A 22,905-nucleotide genomic window follows, 5' to 3' on the forward strand; every position below is an offset into this window, starting at 1 on the left:
AAAAAGAAACTATCTGTTCAGGTAAAGTCGTCCCTGCTGCGGACGTCTGTTGTCTTTATTAAAATTGACCACATAAAAATAGACTCCATTTGGCACAATTCCGTCACCAAAACCGGCCGATTCGGAATTTCTTCCGTCCCAATTTGGTTTATTTCTATTTCCTTTAAACATTACATTTCCATATCTGTTGAAGATTTCAAGAGTATAATCCGGGTATAAAAATTCTATATCCGGAATCCTGAAAGTATCATTTACGTTATCTCCGTTTGGTGAAAATCCGTCCGGAATAAAAAAAGCATATTCATCCGGATTACAATCGAATAAAGAAACTGTAACCCCTAAATAATTATCAGAAATACAACTGGTTACAATCGAAAGATCGAAACCGTAATAAGTTGCCTTATCGCGAAGCAAAGTTGTTGAAGTCAATAAATTACCGTTATTTTCTGCATCATACCACGCAACTGTCGAAGATACATTGGTCGCTTTTGATAAATCTGCAATCGTTGGATTTTTTAAACCACAAAAATTTTCCCCACCTGAATTCAGTGTCGGAGCCGGTGTATCGTTTACCACAACTGAAACGGGAGTGGGCGCAGAAAGACAATTTGCAGCAGAAATCTCTCTTACATAAAGCTGTTCTGTTTTTAAAACATAAGTATCTGCAAGTGGAGTAGTTACCGTTGCAGAACTATACCATTTGTACTGAGTTCCTCTTGGTGTTAAATTTGTGATTACCGCTCCCTCTACTTTACAAAAAATCTGCGGACTAGCTGCAAGCGGAGCGTCAGGAATTGCATTTAACATAAAAGTGTCCGACACATTAACCAAATCAATATCACAGGATGTCACATTGTTCTTCACATTAAGAGCTTTAATTCTTGTTGAACCTGTATTTAAAAGCAATTCCTGAGGAATAACAAAAGTAGCTTTCCCGTTTGTAACTGCTAAAACAACGGTCTGTAATGCAGAAGAATTACTATCAGAAAGCGTGTAAGAGAGCGTAATGTCTGTTAAATTTCCTAATCCGGAAACAGCTACAGGAACTGATTCTCCAAAACAAAAGTTTTCGACCTGTACGACAATAGTTGTCCCATCTGGCAAAGGATTAATAATCTGATTCCCTTTTACATTGGCTACATTCGCACATTGGGGAGATGGATTCGTTATGTTTGTAATACTTGTTATCGTAATTGCTGACGATCCGCTTTTTACATTTAAACTCGCCGGAATTACAAAGTTTGCATTCCCACCAGAAACTGTAATATTTACTGTTCTTCCGGTAACAACATTATCTCCTGTCAGATTATAAGTAATTCTGTAAGTTCCATTAGCCAATAACGAAGCATTTGAAAGCTGAATTATTGCTGCCTCATTTTGACAAATTGGACTAGTGGTTAAAATGGCTCCATCTAAACGCGGCAACGGACTAATAATTAAATCATCTGATAAATTATTAATTATATTGGTACATAATTTTTTACTGGATGTAGCTATAATGCTAGTCACAGTAAGCGTAAATGTGCCTATTTGCTTAAAATAAGCAGAGCTAAGCGGAAATATCAATATCCCATTAGTAAAATTAGCCTTTACAGTTGCTGATGCAATGGTAGGTCCTGTAATAGTATACTGAACTTCATATTCTCCGTTCGGAATTACTTGCGGCCCTTGCATAATTCTTGCGGTATAGGATGCCGTTGCAATTTTATCTTCACAAATATCTGAATCAACCAACACCCTTGCGCCGGTAAAATCTAATCTTTTTTCCAGTGTAATTTTTACCGTTTCACTATCATTTTCACAGATATTCTGATCCGGAACTGCAAAAACGGTGTAGGTATAGGTGTACTCTCCCGCTCCGGATGTAGCAAACAATGTCTGAAGATTAACGGTATGACCCGTTGACGCGGTAATACCGGGACCACTCCACTTACCTCCCATATCTTCCCCTGAAAGCAGGTCGTGCAGGTCAAAATTAGCATAAGGTCCTAAGTCAGTCGTTCCGCATAATTCTTTATCTGTTGGATCTCCGGCTTCCGGCTTCCTTACAACCGTTATCTTCACTGCAGAAGTAAGTGGCGCTGATTCGCATGCCAGTACGGGCGGCACTGTGTACGTAAAATTATAAGTGGTCTTCACTTGTACCTTTGGTACCGTGAACGTAGATCTTACAATCCTACCGCTACTATCCCTCCATGTTCCGTTGGAATGCGGCCCCATAATAACACTATTAAATGCCGTAAAAAGATTATACTCTCCTCTGTCATTACAGATTGTAGCTTCAGTTCCAATTCCCGAATATGCACCAATAGTTAAGGTTACGGTTGCTTTATCTACCACACATCCCGGCGTTGTTACGGTATAGGTGTATTGATAAGTGCCTCCACTTGAAATAAGCTGGGCATTTAACATTCCTGTAGCAGAATCCAGACCTCTCAGATTATTATTATCCGTCCAGGTTCCTCCCGGAGTTGGTATACCTCCCAATAACGAAAACAAAGAAATTGATTGATTGACCGGATTTTCAATATCACAAATTATTATTTGCGCATCGGTTCCCGCACACTGCGCATGAATTTTTGACGTACAAATCAGTAAGACAATAAAGGATAATAAAAATCGAAAGAAATTAGCGTTTTTTTTAACCATAAACCTCCAATTATTTTTTTACAAACATAACAAAATAATAATGTTTATTAAACAGTTAAAGCTCACTTTAATAATTAAATATTTACAAAAGATCTCTGTAATAAAAAGCAACATTTAATTTTTTCTACAATTCATCTTCCAGTTTAAATCTAAATTTTAAAAGAAGACTGTTTCTTTCTATTTCTAAATCTATCCAAACGTCTTCTTCCGACTTTAAAAGTGAATTGATCTGCTGTAAGGTATATTTGTATGGAAGTGCGTGATTAATTCGAACAATGACATCTCCTGCTTTCAACCCACAACGTTCTGCGGCTGATTTTTTACGGATGTTTACAATTTCATAAATTGGTTTTAATGAAAACTTATATCTGAAATTGTTATCTTTTTTAGCGGTATAACCCGCTTCCTGAATTGAATTAACAACCTGTACAGTCTCCAAATGAACCGTCTCCTGAACCCATTGAAGCCCATTGTGCTGCACAGTAATTCCACTCTTGTTATAGGTAAAAGGTTCTAAAAATTTACTATTTTTCTTGAGATACAATGTTTTATCCGCATAATCCAATACAACTGTAAATCGTTTTAAAACTTCCCCGCCAACAGAACCAATTCGTCCCGGTACCATCTTTACATTTCGAATCGAAGTTGAATCCGGAAAAGCCACGATAGGATTTTTAAAATCAAACTCACCGATAGAAAACTTTTCAATTTTGGCACGATGTCCTTCGATATCACCACTGAAACCTTTCCCCAGAAAATCAGGGAAATTTTTATTCGGCAGTTTTATAATATCATTCTTAAAAATCCAAAAAGCGTCACTATTACCAATATCGATTAACATTTTTGCGGGTACAGCAACATTGTCCACAAATGCGGTTGTGTACAGATACGGTTTAGCTCTTTCGATCGTAATCGGGACTTCTTTAAATTTTTTATTCAGTCTTTTAAGAGTTTCTTCATTATTCTGATAAACAACAATTTTCTTCTTTTGATAGTTTAACTCAACGAGGTTGTTTTTGAAAAATTTATATCCGATAATGCCATTCACCGGAATTCCAATGTGTGATGATAAATTAAAAGTTTGGTCCAAAATAACATAAAGTAAATGGTTATTTGATTTTAAACCATGAGTTTCTAAGACATTATTAGTCGATTTCAAACCTTCAATTTCGTTTTCACTTCCTAAACCTCTCAGCTTAATTTTCTGAACATTTTTAAAACTAACTTCCTGCTTTTCTTCCATACTGAACAAAATGGTTTCTTCAACACCGGAATCCAGTAAGAAATTCAGTTCTGCTCCATTTACTTTTATAGGAATAAAAACCAGATTATTAATTAATGTAAAAGGTATGGTAACCTTAGAGGCACGATTTCCTATTTGAAAATCTTCTTGCGCCTGAAGTGTAAAAGCTGTGAAAAGCCCAAAAAACAACATGAAATGTTTTCTCATTGATAAAATTTTAAGATAAAATTACTAAAAATATCGATAATTACTACAAATTAATAAGTACCTGTAATGTTTACGTTAAATTCGAAAAAAAAATGCAAATTTGCACTTCAATAAATAAAACCCATGCCAACAATCTCACACAAAGGCAGAAACATGCCCGAATCACCGATACGTAAACTTGCTCCTTTTGCTGATTTAGCAAAGAAAAAAGGACACAAAGTGTATCATTTAAACATTGGTCAACCGGATATCAAGACACCCGAAGTGGCCATCGAGGCGGTAAAAAATATTGACTTAACCCTTATAGAATATAGTCCGTCAGCCGGATACGAAAGCTATAGAAAAAAATTAGCTCAATTTTACCAGCGTCAAAATGTAAACGTTAACACAGAAGACATCATTGTTACAACTGGTGGTTCTGAAGCCTTACTATTTGCGCTGGCCACAATTACAGATCCGGGAGATGAAATTATCATTCCGGAACCTTTTTATGCTAATTACCATGCATTTGCCTCTTCAACAAGTGCAACTGTCGTTCCTTTGGTTTCGACTATCGAAACAGCATTTGCTTTACCAAGTATTGAAGAAGTTGAAAAACTCATTACAAAAAAAACAAAAGCCATATTAATTTGCAATCCCGGCAATCCAACCGGATATTTATATTCTGAAGAAGAAATCAGACAATTGGCAGCCTTAATCAAAAAACACGATCTATACCTGATTGCTGACGAAGTCTATCGTGAGTTTTTATACGACGGAGACGACAAACATTTTTCTGTAATGAATTTGGAAGATGTTCAGCAAAACGTGATCATGGTCGATTCTGTTTCTAAACGCTATAGTATGTGTGGCGCCAGAATTGGATGTCTGGTAACCAAAAATAAAGAGGTATTGGCAACTGTAATGAAGTTTGCACAGGCACGTCTGAGTCCTCCTACCATCGAGCAAATTGCATGTGAAGCGGCAATAGATACTCCGCAAAGTTATTTTGACGAGGTAATTTCCGAATATAAAGAACGTCGCGACACTTTAATCGCAGAACTGAATAAAATTGAAGGCGTTATTGTGACGAAACCAAAAGGAGCATTTTACTGCATCGCACAATTGCCTATCGACAATTCTGAAGATTTTGCGCAATGGCTTTTAGAAAGTTACGATCTGAATGGAGAAACGGTTATGGTTGCTCCTGCTGCCGGATTTTACTCAACACCGGGAATGGGACTGAATCAGGTTCGAATTGCGTACGTTTTAAACAAAAAAGATTTAGTTACTGCTGTAAACATTTTAAAAGAAGCTCTTTTGGTTTACAACAAGAAGTAAGATTCGAATATAAAATTTTAAAAAGACAATAACATGCTGTGTTATTGTCTTTTGTATTTAAAAGAAACCTCATTTTCTCTACAATTTGAATTTTATAGCAAAAGCCGCAATTAAATAGTAAAAACCATAGAAAAGGTTTACCATTTATTAATTATCTTTACCGCCTTAAAAAGAAATACCCATACTAATAGTAAGTTTTTAATGATAAATAACGAAGATTTTTTAGACGAAATAGGAGACAATCACTTTAGCAGTAACGCAAAAAATCCTTTAAGACCGGATGCTTTTGACTTAAGTGATGACGAAAAAATAGAAAAAATAAAAAAAGATGTTGAAAACATCCTTCAAACCTTAGGAATGGATTTGACGGATGACAGTATCAAAGGGACTCCAAACCGAGTAGCCAAAATGTTTGTAAAAGAAATTTTTGGAGGTCTTAATCCTTCAAAACAGCCAAAAGCTTCTACTTTTGACAATAACTACAAATACGGTGAAATGCTGGTAGAAAAAAATATTACGGTTTATTCTACTTGTGAGCACCATTTACTGCCAATTATCGGAAGAGCTCACGTGGCTTATATCTCTAACGGAAGAGTTATTGGTTTATCCAAAATGAACCGTATTGTAGAATATTATGCCAAAAGACCTCAGGTTCAGGAGCGTCTAACCATGCAAATTGTTCAGGAATTACAAAAAGCACTTGGAACCGAAGATGTAGCCTGCGTGATCGACGCGAAACACCTTTGCGTAAATTCCAGAGGAATCAAAGATATCGAAAGCAGCACAGTAACCTCTGAATTTGGTGGTAGATTTAAAGATCCGCAAATTAAAAGAGAACTTTTGGATTATATTAAATTGGATACGCAGTTTTAAAAGTTTGTTGTTTTTGGTTGATAGTTTGTTGTTCTTATGGCAAAAATAGAGAAATTTGAAGATCTGGAAATCTGGAGACTTGCCAGAGAAATTTGTCAGCAAATTGAGTATTTGATTCAAAATACCAACTTAAAAACAAATTATTCACTGACAAATCAAATTGACAGAAGTTCAGGTTCAATAATGGACAATATTGCTGAAGGTTTTGAGCGAAATGGAAATAGAGAATTCATTAATTTTCTAAGTATCGCAAAAGGTTCAGCCGGAGAAGTAAAATCACAATCCTACAGAGCGTTCGACAAAAAACTAATTAATAAAGAACAGCATTTAGAACTAAATGAAAAAGTTGAACTGGTAAAAAATAAAATAGGGGCTATGATGAATTATTTAAATAAATGTGAAATCAAAGGCCTCAAATTCAAATAACATTTTTCCAACAAACAACAAACAACAAACAACAAACAATAAACAATAAACAATAAACAATAAACAATAAAGTAAAAATATGCCTTTATACACAGCTCAACCTCTAAAAATATACAATTCACTTTCGGGTGAAAAAGAAAGTTTCAACCCTATACATGAAGGAAACGTTGGAATGTATGTTTGCGGACCTACGGTTTATAGCAATGTACACTTAGGAAACGTTAGAACTTTCATGTCTTTTGACGTGATATTCAGGTATTTTTTACACCTAGATTACAAAGTGCGATATGTGCGTAACATTACTGATGTGGGGCATATTGTAGACGATGTAGATGAAGGTGAAGATAAGATTGCCAAAAAAGCACGATTGGAGCAATTAGAGCCTATGGAAATTGTTCAGCGCTATACCGTTGATTTTCATAATATATTGAAATCCTTCAATTTCTTACCGCCAAGCATTGAACCAACTGCTACCGGACACATTATTGAGCAAATCGAAATCATCAAAAAAATTATCGATACCGGAATTGGTTATGAAGCAAACGGATCGGTTTATTTTGACGTTGTGAAATACAACGAAACCAATAATTACGGAATTTTAAGCGGTAGAAATATCGAAGATATGCTGGCAAACACTCGTGATCTTGACGGACAATCTGACAAAAGAAACCCACAGGATTTTGCGCTTTGGAAAAAAGCAGAACCGGAACATATTATGAGATGGCCTTCGCCATGGAGTGATGGTTTCCCGGGCTGGCACTTAGAATGTACCGCCATGAGTACCAAATATCTTGGAAATCATTTCGATATTCACGGAGGTGGGATGGACTTGAAGTTCCCACATCACGAATGTGAAATCGCCCAAAACGAAGCATGTACAGGTCAGTCTCCGGTAAACTACTGGATGCATGCCAATATGCTGACTTTAAACGGAAAGAAAATGGCAAAATCGACCGGAAACAACATTTTACCGGGAGAAATTCTAAGCGGAGACAATAACATTCTTAGCAAAGCTTTTTCGGCGTCTGTAACCCGCTTTTTCATGTTGCAGGCACACTATAGAAGCATCCTGGATTTTTCTGATGATGCTATTGTGGCTGCCGAAAAAGGATATAAAAGATTAATGGAAGCTGTAGATGCTTTACCTACAATTTCAGCAGGTACAACAAGTTCTATAGACATTGCAGCATGGAAACAATTGTGCTACGATGCTATGAATGATGATTTCAATACGCCAATTCTGATTGCGCAATTGTTTGAAGCGGTTCGTTATATCAATTTACTGAAAGACGGAAAAGAAACAATCTCAGCAGAAGATTTAAACACCTTCACAACTGCAATTAATGCTTTTGTTTTTGATGTTTTAGGCTTAGCCAATGACAAAGCTGCTGACGGAAATACCGACAAACTGGAAGGAACTGTGAACATGCTTATCGCAATGAGAAATCAGGCCAGAGCTGACAAAAACTTTGCCCTTTCAGACCAGATTCGCGATCAATTGATTGGCCTTGGAATTCAGTTGAAAGACGGAAAAGAAGGAACCAGCTTCTCTATATAAATCACTCATTTTCTAATAAATCATGAAAGTAATCACTCCATTTGTTTTATTAGTCCGCTTTTATCAATCTGCAATATCGCCTTTTACTCCGGCGAGTTGCAGATTTGAACCTACATGCTCCACTTACATGATCCAGGCCCTGCAGACACATGGTTTGTTTTATGGAGGTTATCTGGGCATGAAAAGAATCTTAAGCTGTCACCCTTGGGGAAGAACCGGTTACGACCCCGTTCCTGAGAAGAAATGTTCACACAAACATTAACTTTTTATAAAGAGCAACACTACTTTAAATATCTATTTTTACAAAATACAAAAAACAACAGCACATGACACAGCCCTTAAATATCGTTTGGAATCCTTCAGAAGGAATCGATCTAGGATTTTTTATGATTCGTTATTACAGTTTAATGTTCGTAATTGCTTTCGGACTAGGATGGTTTTTAATGAAAAAGATCTTCGAACGCGAAAACGAATCTATCGACAAATTAGATTCTTTATTTGTCTGGACTGTTTTAGCTACGTTAATAGGTGCCCGTTTAGGACATGTTTTATTTTACGATTGGGAATATTTTAGAAATCATTTACTTGAGATATTCTTACCTGTTAGATTCGAGCCTAAATTTGAATTTACCGGATTTCAGGGATTAGCGAGCCATGGTGCGGCTATTGCCATCATTGCTGCTATGTATTATTACAGCAAAATGATTTTGAAACGTCCATTATTATGGATTTTAGACCGTGTTGTAATTCCGGTTGCCAGTGGTGCTATTTTTGTTCGTCTAGGGAATTTCTTCAATTCCGAGATTATCGGACATGAAACAAAATCTGCCTTCGGAATTCGTTTTTTACACGATCAATTCAGTAAAAACGAAGCTGTAAATGCTACTCAAATCGCAGATCCTAAAGCTGCGTACACCGCTATCGCAACAGATCCTAAATTTGCCGATTTACTGGCTCAGGTTCCGGCAAAACATCCAACACAATTATATGAAGCTATCAGCTATGTATTTGTTTTTGCCATTTTGTTTTTCTTATACTGGAAAACGAACGCAAGATTAAAATCAGGATTATTGTTCGGACTGTTCCTTGTACTTTTATTTGCAGTACGTTTTGTGGTAGAATTTGTAAAAGAAAGTCAGGGTGGATTTGAAAACGAATTAGGTCTTTTTTCTACCGGACAGTGGCTAAGCATTCCGTTTATCATTATTGGACTTTTCTTCATCATTAGAGCGCAAAGAAATCCTCTAGCAGAATCTTAATCCATTCGATAAAAAACTATAAAAAAGCGTCCGATAATTCAATTTATCGGACACTTTTTTTTGCATTAGGAACAAAAGTTGAGAAAGAATAGGACTGAAAGTCCTAAAAGCAAAAGCATAGTGCGAAGCACTATAAATTAGATTAAGATGTAAAATTGCCCTGAAAGGGCAAAAGCAATTTTCGCACCTAAATCTCAACAAAAAAACATTCAGATTCTTAGAGAATCTCATACAAAATATGCTGAAAGATTTTCTCTGCCATCAGGCTTTTGCCCTTTCAGGGCGTAGCTCATAATTGCCATCATCATTCATAGTGCTACGCACTATACTATTGCTATAGCTCTTTCAGAGCAAATTCCAATTTCATAGATTCGTTTTTAATTAAAGGAAATACGAAATCCCTAATTCAATGTTTCTGGTATTATATCCGGCATTTTCACTGTTTAACCCTCCATTTGAAACGTGCCGAATATTACCGCGAGCATCCAGCTGTAAGCGATTCATTTTAACCGAAAAGCCCATCGCAAAAACATCTGCAAAAGCAAAACCTTTAGACATTCTTTCTGTTTCCGTATCTGTAATCATTGGTCCAATACTTCCTAAAGCATAAACAGAGAAAACTTTTCCAATTGGTTTCCTGACCAAAAAGCCAAGATTCAGCACGTACTCATGCACGTCCTTCAACTTCGTATATTCTTCCCTCTTTTCAAGATAATCAGGTCTGTCCGGCTTTACAAAGTAAAAATTCAACAATTGATGTCTTCCAAAATTAACTTCCGGCTGAACTAAAACTTCATATTTAAAATACTTTGATTCATTAACCCGATAGCGCAATTCTACTTTATAAAAATGATTGGTAAACGTGTAATTTCTATTATTAAATTCACTCCCAAAACCATGATTGATTCCTATGGCCAACTTTTCGTTTTTAGTCTGCCCCGAGGCTTTAAATACGCCAAAAACAATAATTAGAATCAATAGTAATTTTCTACCCATAAATTTTTTTTTACTACCCTAAATATAGCACAAAAAAAAGATCCGGCTTACACCGGATCTCTTTTCAAATACTTAATTTACATTTTACAATATTTTACTTCTATCCCAAAATTCAATCCTAAAGGATTGAATTACCTGACTTATTAAACTTAATTTGCAAGTCATACTTAGCACATCTCCCTCCTAAATAGAAAGCTAAAGAAATACAAAAAAGTACCAGAATAAATAATCGTATAATTTTTTTTTCTTCCATTTTAGCAATTTATAGATTATGCCTTGCATCATATGCAGCACAAGCAGCTCCAAGTTCATAACAACACCATACAGCGGCTAAACCAAGTGATAGAATCCCACTGATTCCTCCATTAATATCCTTTACTTCTTCTTCTGATAATTCTATTACATTTTCCATAATCTAATTTCGATTTTATGAATTTAAATGATATCCTAACATAAATGCCCCCAGGCCAACTGGACCACATACTAAATAACACCCAAGCCCAACCAAATAAGTTGTTTTAGATACACCTCCCTCAACTTCCTTCATTTCCTGAACATTGAGCACTACTACTGCTAAATTTTCTAATTGTTTTTCCATGATTTCATTTTTTTAATTAATAAATTTTTCAATAAAATTATTTTATAGAAATCTTTTTCTTACAGCAAATTTAACCGACTTCCGTCTAATAACCTTGGACGGAAGTCTTACTTATCTATTTTTAACAAATATTCTATTAAAAAAACTACAGCCTTCCCTCAGACAAACCAAATTGTTCTTAAAACTCCAATGCATCGTACCCATTTTTAATGCAAAAAAAAGATCCGGTTTTCACCGGATCTTTTTCTATAACTTAAGCATTTAATTATGCGTTGTGCTTGTCTTCGATTGTGTGTTTGTCATCACTTGAAATTGTGTCAACCAATACCGGTGTAGCAATAAATAATGATGAATAAGTTCCTACCACAATACCAATTAACATAGCAAAGATAAATCCTCTGATAGATTCTCCACCAAAGATAAACATCGTTAATAATACAATGATCATCATTAATGACGTATTCAACGTTCTTGATAATGTAGTATTAATAGAAGCGTTTACGATATCTTCAAAACTTCCTTTACGGTTTCCAATGATGAACTCTCTAATTCTGTCAAATACAATTACAGTATCGTTCATAGAGTAACCAATTACAGTAAGGATAGCTGCAATAAAGTGCTGATCCATTTCCATGTGGAAAGGCATGAATTTGTAGCATAAAGAGTAGATTCCTAATACAAAGATAACGTCGTGTGCTACCGCTGCAATCGCACCTAATGAATATTGCCATTTACGGAAAGAGATCATTAAGTATAAGAAAATAACCGCCATTGCACCTAATACAGCCCAGTAAGAGTTTGTTTTGATATCCTCAGAAATAGAAGCTCCAACTTTAGATTGTTGTACAACACCAATTCTTTTACCATCAAATGAGTTGATGAATTTTTCGTAAGAAGTGTTAGGGAAATATTTCGTTAACGACTTGTATAAAATTTGGTTCACTTCTTCATCGATAGCTACACCGTCTTCTTTAATTTTATATTTAGTTGTGATTTTCAACTGATCGTCATCACCTAAAATTTTCGCCTCAACCGGAGTACCGAAAGCAGCAGACAATTCATCTGATACTACAGTAGCATCAACAGGTTTTTCAAATTTCACCTGGAATGTTCTTCCTCCAACAAAATCAACACCTTCATCTAATCCGTTTACGAAAAAGATAGAAACTAAACTCACAACTACTACAATTGAAGAGAAGATGTATGTGAATTTTTTGATTTTAATAAAGTCAAAGTGGAAGTTTGTAAACCAGTTTTTAGTAACACTTGTAGAGAAAGTTAAATCTCCTTTTCCAGCAATGTTTCTGTCAATAAAAATTCTTGCGATAAAGATTGATGTAAACAATGAAGTTACGATACCAATCAATAATGTTAATGCAAAACCTTTAATTGGTCCTGTACCAAAAATAAACAAGATTGCTCCAGTTAAAACGTGCGTTACGTTTGCATCAATAATAGAACGCATTGCTCCGTGCCATCCGTAAGAAGCTACAACCGCATCAGACAACGATTTACCTTCACGCAATTCTTCTTTTGCTCTTTCAAATATAATAATGTTCGCATCTACCGCAGTACCTAATGTTAATACGATACCTGCAATACCTGGCAATGTCAATACAAAACCAAAACTTGCCATAATTCCGAAAAGGAAAAGTAAGTTTAATAATAATGCAAGGTTAGCATACCAACCAGCTTTACCATAATAGAATACCATCCATAAACAAACCAATAAGAATCCTAATACAGAAGAAATTGTACCTGCATCAATTGCTGCCTGACCTAAAGATGGTCCTACAACTGTTGACTGAATAATATCTGCAGAAGCCGGTAATTTACCTGCATTTAACACGTTAGCTAAATCTTTAGTTTCAGCAACATCAAAAGATCCAGTGATCTCAGATCTACCTCCGGCAATTGGTCCGCTTGTAACACCTGGTGCAGAGTAAACAATATTATCTAAAACGATAGCAATGTATCCTTTTTGAGAGAAAGCTCTTCCTGTTAATTCTTCCCAAACTTTAGCTCCCTGGCTGTTCATTTGCATAGAAACAGCTGGTTTTCCTAATTGGTCAAAAGTATCTTTTGCATCTGTAACTACTCCACCGCTCATCGCAGGAACGTTGTCTCTATTTCCTTTTAAAGCATATAATTCAACTGCTTCAATATCTTTTCCTTTTGCATCTTTAATTGTAGTTGGTTTACTCCAAACAAATTTTGCATTGTGTTGGTCAGCACCCAATAAAACTCTGATATCTGCTCTTTTAAAGTAAGCATTTACAGCAGCAGTATCTTTAGGAGCAAAATATCCTAAAACTGGTCCACCACCCTGACCTAACATTTTGTCAAATAATGGGTTGTTTCCTTTTTTAGTATCAACTGAATCTTTAGCATTATCTGTTAACAATGCATTCAATGAATCTTTAGCAACAGCTTTAGTTTCTTTTACTTTAACTTCAGTCTTTTTTAAAGCCTCGTTAGAAGCTACTAAGAAGTTACCAATTTCTTCGATTTTAAAAGTTTCCCAAAACTCTAACTGAGCTTTTCCACCTAATAATTTCTTAATTCTATCTACATCCTTAGCACCTGGAAGCTCTACTAAGATTCTTCCTGTTTCTCCTAATTTTTGGATGTTTGGTTGCGTTACACCAAATTTGTCGATACGCTCTCTAAGTACTTTGTAAGCACTTTCGATAGATTCGTCAACTTTTTTCTTAATTACTTTTTGAACTTGTGCATCAGACATTTGAAAATCTACACCACCTTCTCCTTGTAAACTTCTGTTTGCAAAAATATCAGGTGAAGCTAATTTTACTGATCCTTTTGAGTTAGCCTCAAAAGCTTCAAAGAACTTATTTAAATAGGTTTTGTTTCCTTCTAAATTTGCAGTTGCATCAGCTAATGATTTATTAAATACCGGATTTTTAGAATTGTTTGCTAATCCTTTCAAAACGTCTTTAACAGAGATTTGAAGAATCACGTTGATTCCACCTTCTAAGTCAAGACCTTTATTAAGTTGTTTGTTTTTTACTTCGTTATAAGTAAAATCAGTAAAACCAAGGTTTAACACTTTTTCTTTTCCAATAGAATCTAAGTATTTTAATTCTTTATCAGGATTATCTCCTGCAAAAGCTTTAGCTTCACTTTTGACACTATTGGCCACAAAAGTGAACGAGAGTTGGTAAATACTTACCAATGCAAATAGAATTGCGAAAAATTTAATAAGTCCTTTATTCTGCATTATTACTAAAAATTAATTATTTTTTATTGTTTGTTTTTGTTTTAAAGTCCCATAGAATAAGCCCTGATATGATTTTTTAGCACTAAAAAATCAAGATCACGAATTACAACATTTTTTTTAACCCGAGCAAATATATAATTAACGAAAAGATTAACCAATTTATTTATTAATTAATCTCAAAAAAAAGACTGCAAAAGTGCAGCCTTTTCCTCTTTTTACGAAATTCGTTATACTAAAATCGATTTTAAAGCGTCATTCATGCTTCTCACCGCATCTGCACTTTTGGCAAATAAGGCTTTTTCATGATCATTTAACTGAATGTCTAATATTTCTTCCACTCCGTTTTTACCAATTATACAAGGTACACCTATACAGATATCATTTTGTCCATACTCTCCTTCAACAAAAACAGAGCAGGCGATCATTTTTTTCTGATCATTCAGAATACTATCTACCAGATAAGCTACAGAAGCTCCTGGCGCATACCATGCTGACGTTCCCAAAAGACCTGTAAGTGTCGCTCCACCCACCATAGTATCAGCAGCTACTTTTTGCAATACTTCTTCTGAAAGAAATTCAGTTACCGGAATTCCGTTATAAGAGGCCAGACGGGTTAATGGAATCATAGTAGTGTCACCATGCCCTCCAATAACCATAGCCGAGATATCGTTTGCCGGTTTATCTAAAGCTAATGAAAGATAGGTTCTGAAACGAGAACTGTCTAACGCTCCACCCATACCAATAATTCTGTTTTTTGGTACTCCGGTCGATTTCAATGCCAAATACGTCATCGTATCCATTGGATTAGAAACTACAACTATTATAGTGTCCGGAGAATATTTCAGTACGTTTTCGGCAACTGTTTTTACAATTCCTGCATTTATACCTATTAATTCTTCACGGGTCATTCCTGGTTTTCTTGGAATTCCAGATGTAATAACTACTACATCACTTCCGGCAGTTTTAGAATAATCATTGGTCACCCCAGATACTTTGGTATTAAAACCTGTATTTGTGGCACATTGCATAATATCCAACGCTTTCCCTTCGGCAAAACCTTCTTTAATATCCAACAACACTACTTCGCTTGCAATTCCTCTATAAGAAATAACATCTGCACAGGTAGCTCCAACATTTCCTGCTCCTACAATGGTAACTTTCATATTTTATACTTTATCGGTTATTAATTAATTTGTTTGTTTGATAAATCGACAATTCGTTTAATCGTTTAAGTAAATTTAAACAATTAAACGAATTGATGATTAAAATTTATTACGCATCGATATTAGCGTAAACTGCATTTTTCTCGATAAATTCTCGACGTGGCGGAACTTCATCTCCCATTAACATAGAGAAAACTCTGTCAGCTTCAGCCAAACTATCAATGGTTACCTGACGCAGAGTTCTGAAGTTCGGATCCATTGTTGTTTCCCACAATTGCTCCGCGTTCATCTCTCCAAGACCTTTATAACGCTGAATTGCGGCGCTTCCACCCATTCTCTCGTTGGCCTGATCACGCTGAACATCATTCCACGCATATTCTTTCTTGTTTCCTTTTTTAACCAAGTACAAAGGTGGTGCAGCGATATAAACGTGACCTTCTTCGATCAGTTCTTTCATGAAACGGAAGAAGAACGTTAATATTAAGGTAGAGATGTGACTACCATCGACATCCGCATCACACATGATGATTACCTTGTGGTATCTTAATTTTTCAATATTTAAGGCTTTACTGTCTTCTGCGGTACCAACTGTTACCCCTAAAGCAGTAAAGATATTTCGAATCTCTTCGTTTTCGAATACTTTATGGTGCATCGCTTTCTCCACATTCAAAATCTTACCACGTAAGGGTAAAATTGCCTGAAAGTTTCTGTCACGACCTTGTTTAGCAGTTCCACCCGCCGAGTCTCCCTCGACAAGGTAAACCTCACATCTTGCAGGATCCTGCTCTGAACAATCTGAAAGTTTTCCCGGTAATCCACCACCACCCATAACGGTTTTACGCTGTACCATTTCACGAGCTTTCTTAGCCGCGTGACGTGCCTGAGCAGCCAAGATTACTTTTTGAATAATGACTCTGGCGTCATTTGGATTTTCTTCCAGATAATTCTCTAACATCTCTCCAACAGCCTGAGAAACCGGAGAAACTACCTCTCTGTTTCCTAGCTTTGTTTTGGTCTGACCTTCGAATTGAGGCTCTGCAACTTTTACCGAGATAATAGCAGTTAATCCCTCACGGAAATCATCTCCCGCAATTTCGAATTTCAATTTATCCAACATTCCGGATGCATCAGCATATTTTTTAAGGGTTCTTGTTAAACCACTTCTAAAACCTTGTAAATGCGTTCCTCCTTCGTGTGTATTGATGTTATTTACGTAAGAGAAAATATTTTCTGTATAACTTGTATTGTAAATCAGCGCCACTTCAACCGGAATTTCTCCTTTATCGTGATCCATACTGATTACATGCGAAACAATTGGCTCGCGGTTACCGTCTAAATAACGAATATACTCTTTTAGCCCTTCTGTAGAATGAAAAACTTCGCTTCTGAATTCTCCTTTTTCATTTACTTCTCTTTTATCTGTGAAAGTGATTGTAATTCCTTTGTTCAGAAAAGAAAGCTCACGCATACGAGCGGATAACGTATCATAAGAGAACTCTGTAGTTTGTGTAAAAATGGTATTATCAGGGTAAAAAGTCTGACGTGTACCTCTTTTTTCTGTTTCTCCTATTTGTTTTACCGGATATAATGATTTACCTCTCTCGTACTCTTGTTCGTAGATTTTTCCTTCTCTAAAAACGGTAGATTTCATGTGAACAGAAAGGGCATTTACAACCGAAACCCCTACTCCGTGCAAACCTCCGGAAACCTTATAAGAATCTTTATCAAATTTACCTCCGGCTCCAATTTTAGTCATTACAACCTCAAGTGCCGAAACGCCTTCTTTTTTATGTAAATCAACCGGAATACCACGACCATTATCCTCAACTGTTACTGATCCGTCTTCGTTTATTGCAACACCAATGGTATCACAATGTCCTCCCATCGCCTCATCAATAGAGTTATCTACAACTTCATAAACCAAATGATGAAGCCCTCGAACTCCCACATCTCCAATATACATCGATGGACGCATTCTTACGTGCTCCATTCCTTCTAATGCCTGAATACTATCTGCTGAATAATTGTTCTTCTTGATTTCTTCGCTCATATAATTTATTCTAAAAAATGTATTTATTGTCTAACACGCAAATATATAAAAACGCAAATTATATATCCGTAAAATTCCGATTTAAAGCACTTAAGTTATCAACACAATTGTCTGAAAAACCTAAAAATATACTTAAAAGAACACTTAAATTCCAATTTTCTTAAATTCCAATTTGCAAAATTTTAGAATGCAGTAAAAAATCAATTGATTTTATAAAGTCTAAATTGCAAAACGCCTATTTTTTAAACTGTATAAAAAAACCGAAATAACATTATAAAAATGCATTTCGGTTTCTATGAATTCCCCCTAAATTGGAATTTGGGTTTTGGAATTTTTATATTAATTTTTATTGTTTTTTATTAAAATCTCCAACATAAACAGAAGTCATTTTATCTAAACTTAAGTACTTTTTCGCAACCGCATTTACCTCTTCGATTTTCAAGGCTTTAACTTTAGCTTCAAGAGCATCATAATCTTCCAAAGGAACTCCGTATTGCAGATAAACATTGGTCAAATCCATTAAAGTTCCGTCATCACCCAATCGTGTTTTTCTTTCATTAAGCCAGCTCACAAGATTTGATTTTAACTCTTCTGCTGTGAAGCCATCTTTTAATGCTTTTGCAATTTCTTCTTTTGCAGCAATCTCAACGGCATTTTTCTTCGTTGGATTTAAAAATGCGTAATAAGCCCAATACGAAACATCATTGGTGATGGGTACATTTACGAACGACCCTGCTCCGTAGCTGATTCCTTCTTTTTCTCTCAATCGCATCGGTATTCTTGCGCTTAGAAAACCTCCGCTTCCTAACATTTCATTGGCCATCACAAAAGCAGGATAATCAGCATCTTTCTGAGTCATTTTAAAACTGATTTTACCCACAGCAACCGCATTTTCTTTATCAGGAGTAATATACTCTTTATCGGCTTTCTGTGTTTCAAAATAAGTCGGTATTGCTCTTTCATATTTTGATTTAGAATTCCATTTACCAAAAGTACTCTCTAAAATCTGAGCTGTAGATTTCGATTCTAAATCTCCCACTACAGTCCCTACTCCATTATTTCCTCCTAAAATATTTTTATAGAAATCAATAAGTTCCGGCTGTTTTATCTTTTTGTAAGCATCAATTTGTTCCTGAACGGTCGCAGTGTAAAAAATACTCTCTTTTGGATATTTAGAGGTTTGTCTTGAAACTTCGATAAATGCCAGAGAATTAGGATCATTTAAATTCGATTCTAAGTAGGTGTTATATTCACTGATTGTTTTGGTTAACTCATTTTGCGGAAAAGTAGCATTAGTCAATAAATCTCCTAAAATCTCCATTACTTCCTTAAAACTTTCTTTATAGGTACTAACATTCACCGTTAATGTTTGTCCTGAAAAACCAAATGACAAACTTGATTTCAGAACATCTAAACGATCACTAATTTGTTCTTTTGTACGGGTAGTTGTTCCGGTCTTTAACAATTGAGCCAAAATAGCACCAACATCTGATTTTCCAGATAAATCCTTTTCATTACTTACCGGAAATTTAAACGCTGCCTGAACTTTTCCTCCTTTAATTTCTTTTTTAATCAAGCCATACTTAGCGCCATTACTTAACTTTCCTTCAACAAAATTTTGTTTCAGATTTTTAATAGAAGCTTCAAACGGAGCTGTTTCTTTTTCAAGTGCTTTTCCTTTGTAATCTTTAGTAAAAGCTGCTAATTGCTCGTCAGTATATTCGACTGGCTTAACTCTTTGTTCGTCTTTTGAAGGAATAAATACTCCCACAGTTCTGTTGTTACTTTTAAAATACTTTTCAGCAACTCTTTGTATGTCCTCTTTTGTAAGTTTTTCGATTGCATCTCTATACAGGAAACCTAACCTGTAATCACCTGCACCAATAATTTCGGTAAGATTTATGGCAAAAGAAATAGTGTTATTTTTAACCCCTTCAATTTGCTTGATAATTTTAGCTTTAGCTCTGCTTACGTCTTCATCCGTGTATTTGGTTGATCCAATTTTATCCAGTTCAGCTCTTACCAGTTCTTTTGTTGCTACAACATCTTTATCGTTTGGAACGGCTACTCCAAAGTACACAAAACTGGCATCTCTGGTGGTTGGCTGCCAATAATAAATACTGGAAATCTTTTGAGTTTCTACCAGTGATTTGTACAAATAACCAGATGGATCGGCTGTTAAAATTTCCCCCAGAGCATCAATGGCTGCATAGTCTTTATCTGCATAGGCTGCGGTGTGGTACAATGCCCCGATATTTTTGCTGTCACCGGCTCTTTTCAGCTCCACAAACTTTTCACCATCCTGCGCCGGCTCTATCGTATACGTTTTATCCAAAACTCTCTTAGGTTTTGCAATGCTTCCAAAATATTGACCTACATACTGCAATGCTTTTTTCTCATCAAATTTTCCGGCAATTATCAAAGTTGAATTATCCGGCTGATAATATTTTTCATAGAAAACTCTTAATCTGTTAGCTTTTACGCGTTCAATATCTTCTTTACTTCCAATGGTGCTCTTTCCGTAATTGTGCCACAAATAAGCCGAAGAAAGTATTCTTTCCTGTAAAACACCGTCAGGGTTGTTTTCTCCTATTTCGAACTCGTTTCTAACTACAGAAAATTCTTTATCTAAATCGGTCTGTAAAATAGTCGCATTGATCATTCGGTCTGCTTCCATTTCAATACTCCATTTCAGATTTTCATCATTCGATGGAAAAACTTCATAATAATTGGTACGATCCAGCCAGGTTGTACCATTAGCAGCACCTCCTTTTTCAGAAAGCATTTTTTTTATATCTCCTAAGTTTTTGGTACTCTTAAAAAGCATGTGCTCTAACAAGTGGGCCATTCCTTTTTCTCCGTAACCTTCGTTTCTGGAGCCAACATTGTAAACAATATTTACCACCATATTACTTTGGGAAGCATCCGGAATCAAGAGCACTTTCAATCCGTTATTCAGGGAATATTCTTTTACTCCTTCGACATTTTTAATATATTTTGGCACGTCAGTTTTTTGTGCGCACACCGGACTTAATGAAGCTAGCGAGCAGCACAAAACACTGCTAAGCAATAAGTTTCTCATAGATAAAGTTTAAAATGGTTAGTTATTAATGGTAACCAAATATAATATTTTTCCTAAACACGATGAGCGATAATTAACTTAGTTTTTAGAAATGTTCAAGGATTCAAATCTTAATTTTCAAATTACAAGTTTCAGGTTTCAAGTTTCAGGTTTCAGGTTTCAAGTTTCAAGTTTCAAGTTTCAAGTTTTGAAATTTGGAATTTGGAATTTGGAATTTGGAATTTGAGTTTTAATAACTAAAAGTTTTCCTTCTTTCAAATCATAAAAAAATCCGGAACTACATTTGACATGTCTTTCCGGATTTTTTTTTAAAACTTATTTTCAATAATGATTTTGTTCCCTCTATTAAGAAACAACACTCCTTGCCTATTTTAAGCAATAATTCCTGCTTTCGATTCAACACCTGCTTTAACGTGCGCTGCATTGGCTCTTCCGCTTGGATCCTGATTTTCCTGCCATTTCGGTATCCATTTTCTAACGGTTTGTGCTGAACTAACCTGTGGGTAGAATTTATGGAAAATTGATCTGTACAGATAAGCTTCCTTAGTTGTCGGTGAGTTATATGGAAATTCTATGCTTGCACCTGCAAGCTGTTCGTCTGAAACCTGTGCGGCGCAGAATTCAATCAATTCATCTACCCAGTTGTATCCCACTCCATCCGAAAACTGTTCTTTTTGTCTCCATAAAACTTCCTCTGGCAAATAAGGATCGTCTGGTGTATCAAAAGCTTTTCTTAAAATGTATTTTTCAATTCCATCGTAGGTTTTTGGTTGTTTTTCTATGGTTTTAATTCGGATTGACGCCTCTAAAAATTCTTTGTCCAAAAACGGAATTCTCGCTTCCAGTCCATGTGCCATTGGTATTTTATCAGCACGCAGCAAATCAGCAGTAAACAATTTTTGTACTCTTTCGATCGTTTCGTCCTGAAATTCCTCTGCTGATGGTGCATTTCTAAAATACAAATGACCTCCAAAAACCTCATCGGCACCTTCACCGGAAAGAATTACTTTAATTCCTTTATCAGCAATTACCTTTGACAACAGATACAAGGGCACCCCTGATCGCACCGAGATAATATCATAAGTTTCAATATGATAGATTACTTTTTCTAAAACCTCGATTCCTTCTTCAATTGTAAAATAGATTTCATGATGCTCTGTCCCTAAAAATGCTGCCGCAGATCTCGCCGCTTTATTATCAGGTGCATCAGCATCTAATCCGATAGAAAACGAATGCAGTTTTTCTCCGTTTTCTTTCAATAATCGCGCAGCAATTGCTGACGTTAATGAAGAGTCTAATCCTCCTGAAAGTAATACTCCCACAGGAACTTCGCTCATTAAACGTTTACGGGTTGCTTCAATTAAAGTATTACGAATTAAATCTAAATCTAATTTTTGATTGGCTTTGGAGTGGTCTTCATATTCGGGATTGTAGTATTTTACAAAACCGGTTTTACCTGTATAATAGTGTCCCGGAGGAAAAGTTGAAAAGGATTTGCACTGATCAGAAATGGACTTCATTTCTGATGAAAAATAAATTCTCCCTCTCTCATCCAGTCCATAATACAACGGTTTTACACCAACTGCATCTCTGGCTGCTATGTAATTATCTCCGTCAACAATTACAAAAGCAAAATCACCATCCAGCATATGACAAAACTTATGCCCAAATTCTTCGTACAAATGCACGATAACTTCTGAATCTGATTTTGTTCTGAAGCTATGCTCTTTTAAGACTGTATCTTTTAGTTCCTGATAATTGTAAATCTCTCCATCATGCACCATCCAGACCTTGTTAGTTCCCTGAATAGGCTGCTTACCTGATTTTAAATCAATAATCGACAAACTTTCATGGCAAATGATACTGCCATTTTCCATAATATGCAAATCACTTTCATCAGGACCACGATGCGACATTCTTGCAGAAAGCTCTTTTACGAGTTGCGGGTCTTTACCTTTACCTATAACAGCTAATAATCCAGACATACTGTTCTATATTTTTTATTATTCCCTTTATTTTTTTGGATATTAAATACGTTAATCCAATATTTAATATTTTTCTAATGTTTGGCTAAGCTAAATATTATTTCTGAATTTTATGTACTTATTCAGCTACATTTTTAGTTGTTTCCATTTTTATTTCGACAAATGCCAAATATAAAAAAGTAAAATCAGATCATTGCTTAAAAAAACTTTTAACTAACTGAAATAACACAATTTAACATTCTAAGACAAGAAAAACGT

16 protein-coding genes are annotated in these 22,905 nt (G+C 35.5%); 6 read left to right on the top strand and 10 right to left on the bottom strand.

What is annotated here, in order from left to right; all coding sequences use genetic code 11:
- Window positions 1-9: 9 nt before the first annotated feature.
- Together BHE19_RS09880 and BHE19_RS09885 are read right to left on the bottom strand one after the other, a co-directional pair.
- Complete coding sequence (locus BHE19_RS09880) at window positions 10-2,649, bottom strand: gliding motility-associated C-terminal domain-containing protein (RefSeq protein ID WP_070906969.1); 2,640 nt, start codon at window positions 2,647-2,649, stop codon at window positions 10-12.
- Window positions 2,650-2,773: 124 nt separating this feature from the next.
- Complete coding sequence (locus tag BHE19_RS09885) at window positions 2,774-4,099, bottom strand: PDZ domain-containing protein (protein WP_070906970.1); 1,326 nt, start codon at window positions 4,097-4,099, stop codon at window positions 2,774-2,776.
- A 123-nt stretch (window positions 4,100-4,222) separates the two neighbouring features.
- Here BHE19_RS09885 and BHE19_RS09890 point away from each other — a divergent pair, with 123 nt between their 5' ends.
- The 6 genes from BHE19_RS09890 (at window position 4,223) to lgt (ending at window position 9,535) form a co-directional block, all read left to right on the top strand.
- Window positions 4,223-5,419: a pyridoxal phosphate-dependent aminotransferase gene (locus BHE19_RS09890; RefSeq protein WP_070906971.1), complete on the top strand. Its 1,197-nt coding sequence runs from the start codon at window positions 4,223-4,225 to the stop codon at window positions 5,417-5,419.
- 201 nt (window positions 5,420-5,620) lie between these two features.
- Window positions 5,621-6,292 (top strand): GTP cyclohydrolase I FolE, encoded by a 672-nt coding sequence (folE, locus tag BHE19_RS09895; RefSeq protein WP_017498209.1) that lies wholly within the window; start codon window positions 5,621-5,623, stop codon window positions 6,290-6,292.
- Window positions 6,293-6,328: 36 nt separating this feature from the next.
- Window positions 6,329-6,718 carry a four helix bundle protein gene (locus BHE19_RS09900; RefSeq protein WP_070906972.1) on the top strand — a complete coding sequence of 130 codons (390 nt, stop codon included), beginning with the start codon at window positions 6,329-6,331 and terminating at the stop codon, window positions 6,716-6,718.
- Between the two features lie 79 nt (window positions 6,719-6,797).
- A complete protein-coding gene (gene cysS, locus BHE19_RS09905; protein WP_017498212.1) occupies window positions 6,798-8,276 on the top strand; it encodes a cysteine--tRNA ligase in 1,479 nt (492 codons plus the stop codon).
- 22 nt (window positions 8,277-8,298) lie between these two features.
- Entirely contained in the window at window positions 8,299-8,538 is a 240-nt protein-coding gene (gene yidD / locus BHE19_RS09910; RefSeq protein WP_070906973.1) for a membrane protein insertion efficiency factor YidD, read from the top strand.
- Window positions 8,539-8,602: 64 nt separating this feature from the next.
- Window positions 8,603-9,535 (top strand): prolipoprotein diacylglyceryl transferase, encoded by a 933-nt coding sequence (gene lgt / locus BHE19_RS09915; RefSeq protein ID WP_070906974.1) that lies wholly within the window; start codon window positions 8,603-8,605, stop codon window positions 9,533-9,535.
- Between the two features lie 381 nt (window positions 9,536-9,916).
- On the opposite strand, the gene BHE19_RS09920 is transcribed toward lgt, so the two are convergent.
- From BHE19_RS09920 to asnB, 8 genes are all read right to left on the bottom strand, one after another.
- Window positions 9,917-10,531 (bottom strand): acyloxyacyl hydrolase, encoded by a 615-nt coding sequence (locus BHE19_RS09920; RefSeq protein ID WP_070906975.1) that lies wholly within the window; start codon window positions 10,529-10,531, stop codon window positions 9,917-9,919.
- A 262-nt stretch (window positions 10,532-10,793) separates the two neighbouring features.
- A complete protein-coding gene (locus tag BHE19_RS22770; RefSeq protein WP_165607920.1) occupies window positions 10,794-10,943 on the bottom strand; it encodes a hypothetical protein in 150 nt (49 codons plus the stop codon).
- Between the two features lie 15 nt (window positions 10,944-10,958).
- Window positions 10,959-11,129 (bottom strand): hypothetical protein, encoded by a 171-nt coding sequence (locus BHE19_RS22775; protein WP_165607921.1) that lies wholly within the window; start codon window positions 11,127-11,129, stop codon window positions 10,959-10,961.
- A 265-nt stretch (window positions 11,130-11,394) separates the two neighbouring features.
- The gene (gene secDF, locus BHE19_RS09925) at window positions 11,395-14,367 is read right to left on the bottom strand and encodes a protein translocase subunit SecDF (RefSeq protein ID WP_070906976.1); all 2,973 of its coding nucleotides are present in this window, start codon (window positions 14,365-14,367) and stop codon (window positions 11,395-11,397) included.
- A gap of 227 nt (window positions 14,368-14,594) precedes the next feature.
- Window positions 14,595-15,530, bottom strand: a complete 936-nt coding sequence (mdh, locus tag BHE19_RS09930; protein ID WP_017495355.1) for a malate dehydrogenase — start codon at window positions 15,528-15,530, stop codon at window positions 14,595-14,597.
- Window positions 15,531-15,639: 109 nt separating this feature from the next.
- Entirely contained in the window at window positions 15,640-17,580 is a 1,941-nt protein-coding gene (gene gyrB / locus BHE19_RS09935; RefSeq protein WP_017495356.1) for a DNA topoisomerase (ATP-hydrolyzing) subunit B, read from the bottom strand.
- A 346-nt stretch (window positions 17,581-17,926) separates the two neighbouring features.
- Window positions 17,927-20,662, bottom strand: coding sequence for a M16 family metallopeptidase (locus BHE19_RS09940; RefSeq protein ID WP_070906977.1), 2,736 nt, complete (start codon window positions 20,660-20,662; stop codon window positions 17,927-17,929).
- A gap of 371 nt (window positions 20,663-21,033) precedes the next feature.
- The gene (asnB, locus tag BHE19_RS09945) at window positions 21,034-22,647 is read right to left on the bottom strand and encodes an asparagine synthase B (protein WP_070906978.1); all 1,614 of its coding nucleotides are present in this window, start codon (window positions 22,645-22,647) and stop codon (window positions 21,034-21,036) included.
- Window positions 22,648-22,905: the final 258 nt, after the last annotated feature.

Origin of the sequence: Flavobacterium tructae, from assembly GCF_001853485.1 — a bacterium.
Lineage (GTDB): Bacteria > Bacteroidota > Bacteroidia > Flavobacteriales > Flavobacteriaceae > Flavobacterium > Flavobacterium tructae.